At 61.8% G+C, this 14,735-nt stretch carries 17 protein-coding genes; 12 read left to right on the top strand and 5 right to left on the bottom strand.

The genetic code is table 11. The features are described 5' to 3' along the window. Nucleotides 1-14 precede the first annotated feature (14 nt). From ACWHXT_RS12440 to ACWHXT_RS12430, 3 genes are all read left to right on the top strand, one after another. On the top strand, nucleotides 15-227 hold the full coding sequence (locus tag ACWHXT_RS12440) for a hypothetical protein (RefSeq protein ID WP_447926608.1): 213 nt from the start codon (nucleotides 15-17) through the stop codon (nucleotides 225-227). A gap of 123 nt (nucleotides 228-350) precedes the next feature. Then, nucleotides 351-1,271: a PRC-barrel domain-containing protein gene (locus ACWHXT_RS12435; RefSeq protein WP_447956074.1), complete on the top strand. Its 921-nt coding sequence runs from the start codon at nucleotides 351-353 to the stop codon at nucleotides 1,269-1,271. A gap of 132 nt (nucleotides 1,272-1,403) precedes the next feature. Beyond that, entirely contained in the window at nucleotides 1,404-2,381 is a 978-nt protein-coding gene (locus tag ACWHXT_RS12430) for a GlxA family transcriptional regulator (protein ID WP_447956073.1), read from the top strand. A 73-nt stretch (nucleotides 2,382-2,454) separates the two neighbouring features. Here ACWHXT_RS12430 and ACWHXT_RS12425 read toward each other — a convergent pair whose 3' ends face one another. Further along, a complete protein-coding gene (locus ACWHXT_RS12425; RefSeq protein ID WP_447956072.1) occupies nucleotides 2,455-3,249 on the bottom strand; it encodes an SDR family NAD(P)-dependent oxidoreductase in 795 nt (264 codons plus the stop codon). A 266-nt stretch (nucleotides 3,250-3,515) separates the two neighbouring features. On the opposite strand from ACWHXT_RS12425, the gene ACWHXT_RS12420 reads away from it, so the two are divergent. Genes ACWHXT_RS12420 through astB form a run of 5 tightly spaced genes read left to right on the top strand, consistent with a single transcriptional unit; the run spans nucleotide 3,516 to nucleotide 9,715 of the window. Further along, a complete protein-coding gene (locus tag ACWHXT_RS12420; protein ID WP_447956071.1) occupies nucleotides 3,516-4,730 on the top strand; it encodes an aspartate aminotransferase family protein in 1,215 nt (404 codons plus the stop codon). 17 nt (nucleotides 4,731-4,747) lie between these two features. Next, nucleotides 4,748-5,839, top strand: a complete 1,092-nt coding sequence (locus ACWHXT_RS12415; protein ID WP_447956070.1) for an arginine N-succinyltransferase — start codon at nucleotides 4,748-4,750, stop codon at nucleotides 5,837-5,839. Continuing rightward, entirely contained in the window at nucleotides 5,839-6,882 is a 1,044-nt protein-coding gene (astA, locus tag ACWHXT_RS12410; RefSeq protein WP_447956069.1) for an arginine N-succinyltransferase, read from the top strand. Before ACWHXT_RS12415 ends, astA begins: the two co-directional genes overlap by 1 nt. Nucleotides 6,883-6,893: 11 nt before the next feature. Further along, nucleotides 6,894-8,366 carry a succinylglutamate-semialdehyde dehydrogenase gene (astD, locus tag ACWHXT_RS12405; RefSeq protein ID WP_447958040.1) on the top strand — a complete coding sequence of 491 codons (1,473 nt, stop codon included), beginning with the start codon at nucleotides 6,894-6,896 and terminating at the stop codon, nucleotides 8,364-8,366. After that, complete coding sequence (astB, locus tag ACWHXT_RS12400) at nucleotides 8,363-9,715, top strand: N-succinylarginine dihydrolase (protein WP_447956068.1); 1,353 nt, start codon at nucleotides 8,363-8,365, stop codon at nucleotides 9,713-9,715. The genes astD and astB overlap by 4 nt, the downstream gene beginning before the upstream one ends. 4 nt (nucleotides 9,716-9,719) lie before the next feature. On the opposite strand, the gene ACWHXT_RS12395 is transcribed toward astB, so the two are convergent. Further along, nucleotides 9,720-10,316 carry a putative adenosine monophosphate-protein transferase Fic gene (locus tag ACWHXT_RS12395; protein ID WP_447956067.1) on the bottom strand — a complete coding sequence of 199 codons (597 nt, stop codon included), beginning with the start codon at nucleotides 10,314-10,316 and terminating at the stop codon, nucleotides 9,720-9,722. Next, nucleotides 10,316-10,480, bottom strand: a complete 165-nt coding sequence (locus ACWHXT_RS12390; protein ID WP_447956066.1) for a YhfG family protein — start codon at nucleotides 10,478-10,480, stop codon at nucleotides 10,316-10,318. The genes ACWHXT_RS12395 and ACWHXT_RS12390 overlap by 1 nt, the downstream gene beginning before the upstream one ends. A gap of 112 nt (nucleotides 10,481-10,592) precedes the next feature. Between ACWHXT_RS12390 and ACWHXT_RS12385 the strand changes: the two genes are divergently transcribed. Continuing rightward, nucleotides 10,593-11,018 carry a GNAT family N-acetyltransferase gene (locus ACWHXT_RS12385; RefSeq protein WP_447956065.1) on the top strand — a complete coding sequence of 142 codons (426 nt, stop codon included), beginning with the start codon at nucleotides 10,593-10,595 and terminating at the stop codon, nucleotides 11,016-11,018. Between the two features lie 44 nt (nucleotides 11,019-11,062). On the opposite strand, the gene ACWHXT_RS12380 is transcribed toward ACWHXT_RS12385, so the two are convergent. Next, nucleotides 11,063-11,995, bottom strand: a complete 933-nt coding sequence (locus ACWHXT_RS12380; protein ID WP_447956064.1) for an EamA family transporter — start codon at nucleotides 11,993-11,995, stop codon at nucleotides 11,063-11,065. 84 nt (nucleotides 11,996-12,079) lie between these two features. Here ACWHXT_RS12380 and ACWHXT_RS12375 point away from each other — a divergent pair, with 84 nt between their 5' ends. Both ACWHXT_RS12375 and ACWHXT_RS12370 read left to right on the top strand, forming a co-directional pair. After that, complete coding sequence (locus ACWHXT_RS12375; RefSeq protein WP_447956063.1) at nucleotides 12,080-12,616, top strand: MarR family winged helix-turn-helix transcriptional regulator; 537 nt, start codon at nucleotides 12,080-12,082, stop codon at nucleotides 12,614-12,616. A 6-nt stretch (nucleotides 12,617-12,622) separates the two neighbouring features. Next, on the top strand, nucleotides 12,623-12,964 hold the full coding sequence (locus tag ACWHXT_RS12370; RefSeq protein ID WP_447529457.1) for a GlpM family protein: 342 nt from the start codon (nucleotides 12,623-12,625) through the stop codon (nucleotides 12,962-12,964). Nucleotides 12,965-12,971: 7 nt separating this feature from the next. Here ACWHXT_RS12370 and ACWHXT_RS12365 read toward each other — a convergent pair whose 3' ends face one another. Continuing rightward, on the bottom strand, nucleotides 12,972-13,856 hold the full coding sequence (locus ACWHXT_RS12365) for a LysR family transcriptional regulator (protein WP_447956062.1): 885 nt from the start codon (nucleotides 13,854-13,856) through the stop codon (nucleotides 12,972-12,974). An 88-nt stretch (nucleotides 13,857-13,944) separates the two neighbouring features. Between ACWHXT_RS12365 and ACWHXT_RS12360 the strand changes: the two genes are divergently transcribed. After that, nucleotides 13,945-14,694 (top strand): NAD(P)H-dependent oxidoreductase, encoded by a 750-nt coding sequence (locus tag ACWHXT_RS12360; RefSeq protein WP_447956061.1) that lies wholly within the window; start codon nucleotides 13,945-13,947, stop codon nucleotides 14,692-14,694. Nucleotides 14,695-14,735 lie beyond the last annotated feature (41 nt).

The following is a 14,735-nucleotide window of genomic DNA, read 5'->3' as shown; positions in this document are numbered from 1 at the left end:
CGAGGAAGGCGAGTATGGATACCGAAGAAAGCAGCACGCCCGGCGAGAAAAAAGAACACGTACTGGGCCAGCGTGTCCCCGAAAAAGAGCCTCAAAAACCCGCCCACCTGCAGCCCGAAGCCAAGCGCTCCTCCAAGGGCTTGCATAAGCTTTTGCCTATCGTCATCACCGTGCTGGCCGTCGTGCTGGCACTGGTGATCATTCTGGGAATCGTCAACGGCGGCTAATATTTTAACGCGCTCTGCGTATCTCCAGGCGTCTGCGTTGACTGGCTCGGTGCAATATTTATTGCGTATCGCGGGTTTGCTCACTAGCTTCAATAGAGCATCTTAACTTTAAGGAGACACCCCATGAAACGGACTACATTGGCGGTTGCCATCGCGGCGATTTGTGCAGGCATGTCGATCCATGCGCTGGCCCAGGAAGAGTCGGCCAGCGAAGGTGACCAAGCCGCGGGCGGCTCGACGGAACAGCAGCAGACCTCCGGCGCTGGCGCCCAGGGCGCCCAGGGCGCGCAAAGCCAGACGAGCACCGAAGACGATAGCGGCGAGATGCAAAGCGGTGACACGGACACCGATTCGGGTACGGACACCGATTCAGACACAGACACCGATACCAGTACTGATACCAGTGCGACGGGTGACAGCCAGGGTCAGATGAGCGATGACCAGGGCATGGATACCGACGACGACGCCATGAGCGACGACGCCGCCGGGGGTGATAGTGCGGGTCAAATGGAGAGCGAGCCCAGCCCCACCGATAACGACATGAACACCGAAGAAACCATGGCGGACGACACCGCGGTGGACGACGACGAAACCACCGCCAGCGACGGCCAGATGGGCGACAATGAAGGTCGCTCGCCGAACGCCATGGAAGACCCGGATAACCGCGAATCCGATGAAAGCCTGGCCGAAAACGATACCCAGGGTGGCTTGATGTCGCTGACGATCAGCGAGGTCGAAGGTATGACCGTGGTCAACCAGGAAGGCGAAGAGATCGGTAGCGTCGATAACGTTGTAGAGCACAACGACTCCGGCGATCTCTACGCGATCGTCTCCATTGGCGGATTCTGGGGCTTCGGTGCCACCGATGTGGCGCTGGCGCTTCAGGAAATCAACGTCGAGGACGACCAGCTCGTCATGCAAACGACCTACGGCAGCGACGAAATCGAGTCCGCCACCGAAGAGTATAACGAGGATAACTACAGCCAGGTCGATGGCGACATGCAGGTAGGCGAGGTGGCCAACCACCCCAACCGTAACCAGTAACGCCTGGCTAAAGCATCGAGGCAGCAGGGCAAGGGGTTTCCCCCTTGCCCTTTTTCTTGCCCGCTATTTCACGCTGATTTAAAACGCTTTGTTGGTTAAGATGAGCCTCTGTCTTCAACCGGTCGTTTCCCCATGGCGCAAGCGTCGCTACATTCTGCCCGTTCGTTTGCCGGCCATCGTATCGGGGTGTTGCTGCTGCCCGGCTTCTCGCTGCTCTCGCATTCTTGTTTGGTCGAGCCGTTGCTGCTGGCCAACCAGCTAAGCGGTAAGCTTCGTTATCAGATCGTCACATTGGGCCTTGACGAGGGCAGCGTGCGAAGCGCCGCAGCGCTCACCACCCAGGTCGAGTACGGCTTGCAAAACGCCCCGGTGGCGCTTGATAGCGTCTTTATAGCCGCGCCTTCGCCATTGCCCTACCCGCTTTCTCCAAGGCTTGTCGAGTGGCTTAGAACGCTTGCCAGCAAAACGGCGCTTGGAGGGGTTGCCGGCGGTAGCGAGGTGCTAGCGCGCTGCGGGTTGCTGGACGGCTACCGGGCAACGCTTCCCTGGCAGCGCTTCGCCGCGCTCTCCCAGGCCTACCCGGCGGTCACCTTCACCCAGACGCTGTTTGAAATCGACCGCACCCGGCTGAGCTGCGCCAGCGGCACCGCCGCGCTCGATATGAGCCTGACGCTGATTCGCCGGGACCTGGGCGAGGAGCTTGCCCGAAAAGTCTCGGAGCACTTTGCCTACGAGCGCGTGCGCATGGCCGACGAGCCCCAGCACGTGCCGCTACGCAGCCGCCTGGGCCACGCGCCGCAAAGTCTGATAGACGCCGTCGCGTTGATGGAAGCCAATATCGAAGAGCCGTTTTCGACCCTCGAACTTGCCGAGCATCTGGGCATTTCACGGCGCCAACTCGAGCGGCTTTTCAAGAAGTACCTGCAGGCGGTGCCCAGCCGCTACTACCTGGACTTGCGCCTGCAAGAAGCGCGCAAGCGCCTGCGGGAAAGCGACCAGCCGGTGGGGGATATCGCGCTGGCGGTTGGGTTCTCCTCCGGGGCGCACTTCTCCACCGCCTACCGTAATCACTTCGGCCTTACACCTCGGGAGGAACGACTGGTGCCTTGAGCGCACCGAGCGTTCGGCAAAAAGGCCGCGTCGAGCGGCCTTTTTCTTCCTCCGGTACGCTTTTCGAGTAACGCTACGCCATGGTATCCACGATGCCGCCTTCCACGCGAAGCGCCGCTCCGGTGGTGGCGCTGGCCTGTTCAGACGCTACGTAAACGCACAGGTTGGCGACCTCGTCCGACGTTGCCAGGCGCTGGATGATGGAAGAAGGGCGGTTTTCGTCGATGAACTGCGTTTCGGCCTCTGCAAGCGAGATGCCTTTCTCTTTGGCCTGCGCCTCCATTAGGCGCATGACGCCTTCAGAGCGTGTGGGCCCGGGCAGGATGGCGTTGACCGTAACGTTGGTGCCGCTCAGGGTTTTGGCAAGCCCGCGAGAGACCGCCTGCAGGGCGGATTTAGTCATGCCGTAGTGAACCATCTCGGTGGGAATGTTCAGCGCCGATTCACTGGAAATAAATTCGACCCGGCCCCAGTTGCGCTCGCGCATGCCCTTGGCGTAATGGCGCGACAGGCGTACTGCACTCATCACGTTGGTATCGAAAAAGCGCTGCCAGGTGTCGTCGTCGGTGTCAAAAAAGTCGCCGCCTTCGAAGATCCCCACGTTGTTGATCAAAATATCGGCCTCGGGCACGCGCTCTATCAGCTTTTGGCAGCCATCCGCCGTTGCCAGGTCTGCTGCCACGCCGGTGGCGTTGGCGCTGTCCACCTCGCGACTCAAGGATTCGAGCGCTTGGTCGATGCGCTCTTTGGTGCGCCCGGTAATCACTACCTCGGCACCCGCCGCGGCGAGCCCTTTGGCGATCGCGTAGCCGATACCTGCGGTAGAGCCTGTCACTACCGCCCGTTTACCGCTTAAATCGATGTGCATCTCGCTCTCCTTGAATAAGCAACTGGATGGCCGCCTAATAAAACCGTCGCGTTAACGCGAATCTTCAACGCATAACAACTATGGCGGCTGATCATCAAAAATCAAGCGGCCTTCCAGGGGCGTAAGCGCTTCTTTTTGATAGGTCGTGGTCATCAGTCTTTGCCGGCGAACTGCCGCTTTCCATAATTACCCGTCCCATTCGTGAAAGTGCGAAACCTGCCAGGCTGCGTATACTAAAACCCTTTCGCCCCGACTGGAGACCCTCAATGAGCCATACGCCAAGCCGTCAGGATTTCGATACCTACATGACCCCCAACTACTCGCCCCAGCAGGTGGTGCCGGTGCGCGGCGAGGGTAGCCGCTTGTGGGATCAGGACGGGCGCGAGTATATCGACCTGGCCGGTGGTATCGCCGTGAACTCGCTGGGCCACTGCCATCCGGCGCTGGTGGGCGCGCTCAAGGAGCAGGGCGAAAAGCTCTGGCACCTCTCCAACATCTATACCAACGAGCCGGCTTTGCAGCTTGCCAAAAAGCTCGTCGATAGCACCTTCGCCGAAAAAGTGTATCTCTGCTCCTCGGGGGGCGAGGCCAACGAAGCCGCGCTGAAACTGGCGCGCCGCTACGCCGTGGATCACGTCGGCGAGCATAAGGACAAGATCATCTCCTTTAGCCAGTCCTTTCACGGGCGCACGCTGTTTACCGTCAGCGTGGGTGGCCAGCCCAAGTACTCCCAGGGCTTTGGCCCGATCCCCGGCGGTATCCAGCACGCCACGTTCAACGACCTGGAAAGCGTACGCGCGCTGATGGGGGATGACACCTGCGCGGTAATGGTCGAACCCATGCAAGGCGAGGGCGGTATCATTCCCGCTAGCCAGGAATTTTTGGAAGGGTTGCGCGCGCTCTGCGACGAACATGACGCGCTGTTGATCTTTGATGAGGTGCAAACCGGCGTGGGTCGCAGCGGCAAGCTCTACGCTTACCAGCGCTACGGCGTGACCCCGGATATCCTCACCAGCGCCAAGTCGTTGGGCGGTGGTTTCCCCATTGGCGCGATGCTCACCACGGACAAGATCGGCGCCTCCCTGGGCTTTGGCACCCACGGCTCCACCTACGGCGGCAACGCCCTGGGCTCGGCGGTGGCACTGGCTGCCCTTAAGGTGATCGACACCCCCGAGGTGCTCGAAGGCGTCGAGACGCGCCACCAGCTTTTCCGTCGCCATCTCGAAGCGATCAACGAAAAATATGGCGTTTTTAAGGAAGTTCGCGGTATGGGGCTTTTGATCGGCGCGCAGATGAGCGATGACTTCGAAGGCCGGGCGAAAGATATTCTGCCGCTGGCCCTCGAAGAGGGCTTGATGGCGCTGATCGCCGGGCCCAACGTGCTGCGTTTGGCGCCGTCGCTGGTGATTCCTGAGGCCGATATCAAAGAGGCCATGGTGCGCCTGGAGCGCGCGATAAAACGCCTCGTTAACGCTTCATGAGCCGGACAGACGCAACCATGCCGTCAGAGAAAGTGGGGTTACGCATCGTTCGGCCGGTGGCGATGGCGGATATCGACGCGCTGATGGCGCTGGCCGAAAACGCCGTGCCCAAACTGACCAACTTGCCGGCCAATCGGGAACGCCTGGAGGAGCGCATCGAGCGCTCGCTGGAAGCGTTCGCCCGTCAGGCGGAGTTTCCCGGCGACGAGCAGTATATGTTCGTGCTGGAAGAGGCAAACAATGAAGGCGCGGCGCGGGTGCTGGGCACGGCAACGGTACGCGCCCAGGCTGGCGCCACGGATGCCTACTACACCTACCGTCAGGAAACGCTGATTCACGCCTCCCAGCAGCTGAACGTGCGCCGCGAGGTGCAGACCCTGGCGCTTTCCCACGAGGTGTCGGATGCCACGCTACTCTGCGCGTTCTCCCTCGACCCACGCTATCAGGGCACCAGCGCCGAGAGCCTGCTGCGCCGGGCCAGGCTAATGTTCATCGCCCAGTACCCGGAGCGCTTCTCGCGCATTCTGGCCGTGGCGTTTCCCGGCTACCTGGATGGCGAGCAGCGCTCGCCGTTCTGGGAGAGCGTGGGCAATCACTTCTTCGCGCGCAGCTTTCAGGAGATCAACCACATCGCGGGGATGCGCTCCAAGAGTTTCATCGCCGAGGTGATGCCGCAGTTTCCGCTCTACTTGCCGCTTTTGACGCCCCAGGCGCGGGCGGCGATCGGCCGCGAGCACCCGGCCCACGAGGCGCCTTTGCAGGAGCTTCTGAATGAAGGTTTCGTGCGCTCGCGCCATGTCGATATTTTCGACGCCGGGCCGATCGTCAAGGCCGAGCGCGAACGCCTGGAGACCTTTCGCCAGGCGGGGTGGCATCCGGTGCGTATCCGCCCGGCGCATACGCTGCCGGATGCCGAGCCCGCGCTCATCGCCAATCAGGGCGAGGATTTTCGCTGCCTGGTAGCCCGTTATGCGCTGTCGCCCACCGGCCAGCTGATGCTTAGCCCCGAGCACGCAAAGCGGCTCAACGTGGAAGAGGGCCGGGCGGTGCTGGTGGCCCCGCTTGCGCTGCCCAGCGCCCAGGATGTTCTTGACGAGGGAGAGATGTAATGCGCATTCGGCCCATTGTCCGTGACGATATCGAAGGGCTTCAGGTGCTGGCGCAGCAGGCCGGGGTGGGGTTTACCTCGCTGCCCGACAACCGCGAGTTTCTCGTCGAGAAAATCGAATCCGCCGCGCGCGCTTTTGAAGAGCGCACGCCGGTCGACGACCGGCTCTACTTTTTCGTGCTCGAAGACGACGTCACCGGGGAGCTTGCCGGTTGCTGCGCCATCGTGGGTCAGATCGGCCGCGACGTGCCGTTTTATCACTACCGGCTGGGCACACTTGCCCATTCCTCGATACAGCTCGACTTGCACCGCACCATCGACACGCTTTTTTTGAGCTCGGATCACACCGGCGACGCCGAGGTGTGTTCGCTGTTCGTGCGCCCGGAGTACCGCGGCGAAGCGAACAAGCACCTGCGAAACGGGGCGCTTCTTTCCAAGGCGCGGTGGCTATTCATCGCCCAGTTTCGCGACCGTTTTCCCGATAAAGTGCTGGCGGAAATGCGCGGGGTGTTCGACGAGCACAACAAAAGCCCGTTCTGGGAGAGCCTGGGCAAGCACTTCTTTCCGATGGACTTCAACGAAGCCGACCGGCTGACGGGGTTGGGTCAGAAGAGCTTCATCGGCGAGCTGATGCCCAAGTTTCCGATCTACACCACCTTCATGTCCGAACAGGCCCGCGGCTGTATCGGCCAGGTGCACCGCCACACCCGCCCGGCGCTCGAGATGCTCAAAAAAGAGGGGCTTCGTTGGGAGGGTTATATCGATATTTTCGACGGCGGCCCCACCGTCGAAGCGTATATCGACGACGTGCGCGCCGTGCGTACCTCGCGGGTGTGCCCGGTAGAGGTCGTTAAAAACGCCGCGCCCCAAAGCGTGAGCCGCTGGCTAGCCGCGACCACCGCCATGGGCGATTTTCGCGCCGCCTGGGTGGGCCGCGGGCCCGACGACAACGGCACGCTCGTGCTCAGCGACGAAGAGGCCCGGCGCCTTGGCGTCGGCACCGGCGAATCGCTCAGACTACTCGATACCAGGGAGACGTCATGACCTCATCTTCTTTGAACGCCAAAGCGCAGCAGATGATTGGCGGCCAGTGGCAGGCCGGTGAAGGCGCGGCCTTGACCAAACGAGACCCGGTCGGCGGGCAAACGCTTTGGCAAGGCGAAGGCGCAAGTACCGACCAGGTCGGGCAAGCGGTCGCGGCCGCGCGCCAGGCCTTTGGCGGCTGGGCGCGCACGCCCTTCGAGGCGCGCCGCGCGCTGACCGAGCGTTTCGCCGAGGTGCTCAAGTCGCGCAGCGAAGAGCTCGCCCTGGCGATCGCTTCAGAAACCGGCAAGCCGCTTTGGGAGGCGCGTACCGAAGCCGGCGCGATGGTCGGTAAGGTCGCGCTCTCTGCCCGGGCGTACACCGAGCGAACCGGCGAGCGCGAGAAGGAAGTCGGCAGCGCCAAGGCCGTGCTGCGCCATCGCCCTCACGGCGTGATGGCGGTGTTCGGCCCCTATAACTTTCCCGGTCATCTTCCCAACGGACATATCGTACCGGCGCTTTTGGCGGGCAACACCGTGGTCTTCAAGCCCAGTGAGCAGACCCCGCTGACCGCGGACCTGACTCTGCAGTGCTGGTTGGAGGCGGGCCTGCCCGACGGGGTCATCAACCTGGTGCAGGGCGGGGCGGACGTGGGTCAGGCCCTGGCGGGCAGCGCCTATATCGACGGGCTGCTGTTTACCGGCAGCGCCAAGGTCGGTGGCCTGCTGCACCAGCAGTTTGCCGGCCAGTTGGATAAAATCCTGGCTTTAGAGCTTGGCGGCAACAACCCGCTGGTGGTCAAGGACGTGCAGGAAGAGCGCGCCGCCGTATTGACCATTTTGCAATCCGCGTTTCTCTCCGGCGGGCAGCGCTGCACCTGCGCCCGGCGTTTGATCGTGCCCCAAGGCGAGGCCGGCGACCGGCTGGTAGCGGCGCTTTCCGCGGCAATCGAGAAATTGCACGTGGCCGGGCCTTTTGAAGAGAATCCGGCGCCGTTTTACGCGGGGCTTGTAAGCGTTGCCGCCGCGAACGGCCTGCTCGAGGCCCAAAGTGGCCTCGAGGCGCTGGGCGGCCGGGTGATCAACCGAATGCAGCGCCTGGAAGAGAACACCAGCCTTTTGAGCCCGGCGTTGATCGACGTGACCGGGCTCGATGTGCCCGACGAGGAGCACTTCGGCCCGCTTTTGAAAATTCACCGCTACGGTGATTGGGACGAGGCGATCACGCTTGCCAACGACACCCGCTTCGGGCTCTCCGCGGGGCTAATTGGTGGCGACCAAGCGGACTGGGACGACTTTTTGCTGCGCATTCGCGCGGGGATCGTCAACTGGAACCGCCAGACCACCGGCGCCTCCGGGGATGCGCCCTTTGGCGGCGTAGGCGACAGCGGTAATCACCGCCCGAGCGCCTTTTACGCGGCGGACTACTGCGCCTACCCGGTGGCCTCGATGGAGGCCGAGTCGCTGGAGATGCCAGAGACCCTGCCGCCAGGAGTCACGCTATGAGCCACGGCCAGGCGGATGTTCGCGAGGTCAATTTCGACGGCCTGGTCGGCCCCACCCATAACTACGCCGGGCTGGCGGCGGGCAATCTGGCCTCCAAGCGCCACGAAGGCCACGTGGCCAACCCCAAAGAGGGCGCGCTGCAGGGGCTTTTGAAGATGAAGTCGCTCATGGAGGCTGGCTACGCCCAAGGGGTGCTGCCGCCCCAGCAGCGCCCGGATGTCGGCGCGCTGCGCGATCTGGGCTTTAGCGGAAGCGACGGCGAGGTGCTGGCGCGCGCCGGGCGGGATGCCCCCCAGCTTTTGCGCGCCGTCTGTTCGGCCTCCAGCATGTGGACCGCCAACGCCGCCACCGTCACGCCCAGTATGGATTCGCCGGACGCCCGCGCGCACTTTACCCCGGCCAACCTGCAGTCGAGCTTTCACCGCTTTTTGGAGCCCGACACCACCGGGCGCGTGCTTCGCTCGATTTTTGCCCATGAGCGCCACTTTAGCCATCACCCGGCGCTGCCCGCCACGCCGGCCTTTTCCGACGAGGGCGCCGCCAATCACACCAGGCTTTGCGGCGAGTACGGCGAACCCGGCGTGCACCTGTTCGTTTACGGGCGTAAGGCGTTCGGCGGCGAGCGCGAGCCTGGCCGCTACCCGGCGCGGCAAACGCTGGAGGCGAGCCAGGCCGTGGCTCGCCAGCACGGCCTGGGCGAGGCGCAAACCGTGTTCGCCCAGCAGCACCCGGACGCCATCGATGCCGGCGTGTTCCACAACGACGTGATCGCCGTGGGCAACGGGCCCGTACTGCTCTACCACGAGATGGCGTTTCTGGACGAAGAGGCGACGCTCGACGCGCTACGCGCCAAAATGACCACGCCTTTGATTGCGGTGCGCGTGCCCCAGGAGGCCGTCAGCCTGGACGACGCGGTGAGCTCGTATCTGTTCAACTCGCAGCTACTTTCCAACCCGGATGGCACCATGACCCTGGTCGTGCCCGGCGAGTGCCAGGAAAACGAGGCGGTATGGCGGCCGCTTCAGGATCTGATTCTGGCGGGCTACAACCCCATCAGCGAGGTCATCGTCAAGGACGTCAAGCAGAGCATGCAAAACGGCGGCGGCCCCGCGTGCCTGCGCTTGCGTGTGGTGCTTTCCGAGGTCGAACGCGACGCGATCGATGGCCGCGTGCTGCTCACGCCCGCGCTGTTCGAGGATCTTAGCGCTTGGGTCGAACACCACTATCGCGACCGGTTGGCCGCGGAAGATCTCGCCGACCCGCAGCTTGCTCGTGAGTCGCTCACCGCCCTCGACGAGCTCACGCAGCTTCTCGAGATCGGCTCGGTGTATCCGTTTCAGTTGAGGTAGCAGGTCAACTCGGCAGAGGTGAGCCGATACAGCGCTCAAAGAGGGATGCCAAAGGCCGATAGTTGCAATGAACACCTGCGATATTGGCCTCAATCCATTCACTGCGTTCGAGATGATGCCACGAAAGCTGATAACCACAGTTGATGATCAGGTGCTCGAAAAACAGTCTTTGGGCGCGACCGTTGCCGTCGCGAAAGGGATGCAAAACGTTTAGATCACCATACAACTCGGCACAGGCCGATATGAGATCTGCTTTGTTGAGCGTTGCAAAGTAATGCTGCTCTGCCAGTTTTGCGAAAAGCTTTTCTGCTTCGGGAGGGATGCGATTGACATTGCAAAATCGCGTATTGCCCTTGGCGATATCAATGGTACGGACATTACCCGCCCAACGATAAAGGTCATTGAAAAGCTGGTAATGAAGATGTTTTAGATATTCGAAATCGTAGGGGGGCGATGAAAGCTCAATGCTGTCAGCGTTTATCAGGGAAAGCTCAAGTTCTGCCGCTTCGAGCTCCTCGGCATCGATAATCTCCAGCTTATTGCGCAGAACACCGGTACCCGTATAGCAATAAGGATCCTGCCCGGTGCCGTATTTATCCATCAGCGAGCTTTATGCTTCCCATATTTCGCTAACACCTCGGCTTTATTCGCTTTGCGTGCTTGATAATCGACAGTGATTCCTTCCAGCGCCATACTCGCCTGATAATTGGAACGCCTTACTTTTGCCTGATAGCGGCGTTTTGTTTCCATGGATACGTTGTTCATCAATCATCCTTCGCTATGGCTTTGCTATTAGGGAGTATAGCGGATCAAGAAAGAGCGCTCATCTTATAACGGGGCGCTTTAACGTTCAGGCCGTTCAAGGACACTCTATCCCATGACGCCGCTCTTTCAGCCAACCCGCGACAAGGCGTTTGCTTCACGGCTCATTCAGCACAACATGATGTGCTATTACAAGCGGCTCGACATGCACTGGGACGACGCCGTGTTCGATCGTGATTGGCGCGAGCTCGAAAGCTATCAACTGGTGATCGACACGTGTCCGGTGGGGCTTTTATGTATCAACCGCGACGACCATGCGTACTACATTCGCGAGCTGCAGATTGCTCCAACATGGCAGCGCCAGGGGCTGGGGGCGGCGGCCATCCGCTTCACTCATGATAAAGCGCGGCGAGAGGGGGTCTCTGCCTTGCGTCTGCGGGTGTTCTGCATCAACCCGGCCAGGGCGCTCTACGAGCGCATGGGGTTTCATATCCGTAAAACCCAGGATAACACCCATTATATGGAGCGCCCGGTTTTCTGAACGCCCCTTCTCATCCTCAAAACCTTCCTGGTTGATAACCGAACTCAGGAAAGCGACCTGGCTTTACCTAAATTGAGCAGCGCGATCCCTCCGCCGATTAGCAGCGCGCCGGCCAGCAACCCTTGCGGGGCGCTTTCGCCCTGCAGAAAAATCGCCACCGGCACGCCGAACAGCGCCCCGACGGAGCCCAGCAGGCTTAAAAGCACCGGGCCGCCGCTTTTTTGTAGCAAAAAGAGCAGCAAAAACTGGCCGGCAAAAACCGCCGCTTGCAGCGCCATCAACGCCACCACGCCTGGGCGCAGAGCGGGCAGCCCAAGCGAGAAGCCGGGCAGCAGGCTCACTCCCAGCAAAAGCACCACGGCGGCGACCAGCATACCCGGGGCAAGCGCCTCGCCGGAGACTCCCGCGGGCCAGCGCAGCGTGCGGTACAGATTGCCCACGGCGAGTAGCACCGGGCCGAGCAGGGCCAGCAACACCCAGCGCACGTCGGCATCCGGGGCGGCCACCTTGTGTGCGGCCAACGTCATCGCCCCGGCCAGCGCCAAAAGCACGCCAAGGCCGCGGCTAAGCTGGAAGCGCTCTATCTTTAAAACCAGCGCGCCCAGGTAGGTGAGCAGCGGCGGCAAAGTGATGATGAGTGCCACGAACCCCGCCCCGATATGCGCGATCGCCGAGAAGAACAGCAGGTTGGAGCCCGCCACGCCGACCAGCGCCGACACCGTGTAGTACTCCAGCGTTCGGGCGTTGACCGGCGGCAGCCGCCCACGCATCGCGCCCAGTGCGAGCAGCAAAAACGCGGCGCCGCCCAGCGACCAGAACAGAAACGCTAACGGTGAAATGCCCATTTCCCCGGCCTGCTTGGCCAGGTTGGTGGAAAGCCCCAGCAGCATGCCGCCGGCGAGCAAATAGGCAAGCGGCACGAGGCGGCTCGAAGTGACCGCACTGACGGCGGCTGGGTAAGAGGTGGTTCGCTGCATGACAAGCCTCTGGTTAAGTATCTTGATATCAAGGTATCTGGGGTTTTACCTTGACGTCAAGATAAAAAAACGTAAGCTTGGCGTATGGATCACGTCGATAAAATACTCAAACAGTGGCAGCAAGAGCGCCCGGACCTGGACGTGGCGCCCATGGGCACGCTTGGCCGACTCAAGCGGCTGCATAATGCCCTGATGCGCGCCATGGAACCCACCTGGGCGGCGTTTGGGCTGAGCGACTCGAGCTTTGACGTGCTCGCCACGCTCCGGCGCGAAGGCCCACCCTACGCGCTTTCACCAAGCGATCTTATGGCCTCGACCATGGTGACCTCGGGCACCATGACCCATCGGATTCAGCAGCTCGAAAAAGCGGGGCTCGTCGAACGAGTCAAAAACCCGGACGACGGGCGCGGTTTTTTGATTTCACTTTCAACTGAAGGCTTTGCGCTGATCGATGCCGCCGTGACCGCTCACGTCGAAACGCAGCAGACGCTGGTCAGCAGCCTGGATGATGCGCAACGCGGCGAGCTCGATGCGTTGCTCAAGCAGATGCTGGAAAGTCTTGATCAGCGCACCCAGGAAAACGACACCCAGGAAAACGACACCCAGGAAAACGAGAGGTAACGCGCGATGGCGCTTTTGTTGAAATGTCTGCTTGGGGCGCTGGCGGTGCTGCTCATTGCGCTTTTGTCGCGCACCAAAAGCTTTTTCATCGCCGGGTTGGTGCCGCTGTTTCCCACTTTTGCGCTGATTGCCCACTACATCGTAGGTTCCGAGCGCGGCATGGCGGATCTGCGCACCACGGCGCTGTTCGGGCTCTGCTCGCTGATTCCCTACGCAGCTTATCTCGTTGCCATCTACTACGTAAGCTACCGGCTCACCCTGACCGGAACCCTGACCGTGGCCACCCTGGTCTGGCTGCTTTTCGCGTTACTTTTGCTATGGGGCTGGACGCGCTTTTACGCCGGCTAAAAGGCGCTCAACTATAAACAGACGTGCGCCGGATTGCTTGCGTCACCGTCTCCATAAAAGCGCGTACGCGTGCTACCTGGCGAAGATCCGGGTGGGTTAGCAGCCAAAGCGGCGTTGCGAGCGCCTCGATGGGATCGCTCAAGCGTACCAAAGCGCTATCGCCGTCGCCCAGGTAGCAGGGGAGTACCGCTATGCCAGCACCCTCGCGTACCGCTGATTGCATGCCCAGCAGGCTATCCAGCCGGTAGGCGGCGTTTTTATCCTTCATCCAGTCCTCCAGAACGGCGTCGCCCATGTGAACGTCCGGGCCTACCCAGCACTCATCGAGTAGGGCGCCGGGCGGGCGTGGGGTGGGCGTTGCCTGCCAGCGCGTGCGCTGGCCATACACTGCCAGGGCCACCTCGCCGAGCGGGCGCCCGACCAGCGCTTCCGGCGGCGTGCGGGTGGGGCGGATGGCGATGTCCGCTTCCCGGCGCGAGAGGCTGTGGCGCTGGTTGGAGATCGCCACTTCGAGGTCGATGTCCGGGTGGCGCTTGCGAAACGCAGCGAACACCGGGCTTAAAAGCCCGGCGAACAGTGTGTCGGTGGTGGTGATACGTAGCGTGCCCGAAAGCGTGAGATCCTGGCCGACGACGCGTCGTTCGGCGCCGTACACCTCATATTGTACCCGCTTGGCAGTGGCCGCCAGGTCTTCACCCGCAAGCGTTGGGGTATAGCCGTGGCGATGGCGCTCGAACAGGGTGACGTTCAGACGCTTTTCAATCGCGTTGAGCCGACGAAATACCGTCGCGTGGCTAACGTGCAGCGCTCGGCTGGCGCCGGAGAGCGAACCCTGTGAGGCGACGGCGAGCACCACCTGTAAGTCATCCCACTTCAATTGCTGTGCATTCATGCAAATCCACTTGTCATTTTTAGGGAATGGGGCGGCAAATACGAACAGGTTAGCCTGTCACTCTACTCAGTGACAGCGAAGGTTGGACATGAACGTATTGATCATTTCAGCTCACCCCGAGCGGCGCTCGTTCAACGGCGTGCTGATCGACACCGCGGTTGATCAGCTACATAGCGCGGGGCATACGGTCGAGGTCAACGACCTCTACGCCGAGCGCTTCGACCCGGTCGAGCGCGCCGAACACTACGGGCGCCACGGTGACGAGGTTTTCGCCCCGCTCGATGAACAGCGCGCGCACTACGAGCAACAGGCGCTACCGGCGGAGGTTGCGCGCGAACTCGACCGGCTCGAGTGGGCGGACCTGGTGATTTTTCAATTTCCGCTCTGGTGGCACGCCCAGCCGGCCATTTTGAAAGGCTGGTTCGATCGTGTGTTGGTTTACGGGGGGCGCTACACCAGCCGGATGCGTTACGACCAAGGCTACTTCAAGGGCAAGCGTGCGCTGCTCTCGGTTACCGCCGGCTCACCCCGACACGCCTTCCAGCCTTTTGGCCGGGCAGGCGACATGGCCGCCTGGCTCTGGCCGATTCACTCCTCGCTCTACTACGTGGGGTTCGAGGTGTTGGCGCCCCAGGTGAGTTTTGGGGTACAGGGCGGCGGTATCGAGTATCAACAACAGGATGCGCTGGTCGAACATCTACAAAGGTGCAAAGAGCGCTGGGCCGAGCGCGTGCAAAAGCTTAACCAGGAGCGGCCGATCCCCTTCGCCGGGTGGGACGACTGGGATGAGACGGGCGTGCTTGAGGACACGGCGCCGCTTCGCTGGCGGGTGGGTTAGCTGGCAAGGCGCCCCGCCATAGGCCAGGCCGGCGGGCGGAA

This window comes from Vreelandella halophytica (assembly GCF_968193635.1).
The sequence above is the reverse complement of the archived record's forward strand: the minus strand, read 5'-3'. Positions and strand labels throughout refer to the sequence as shown.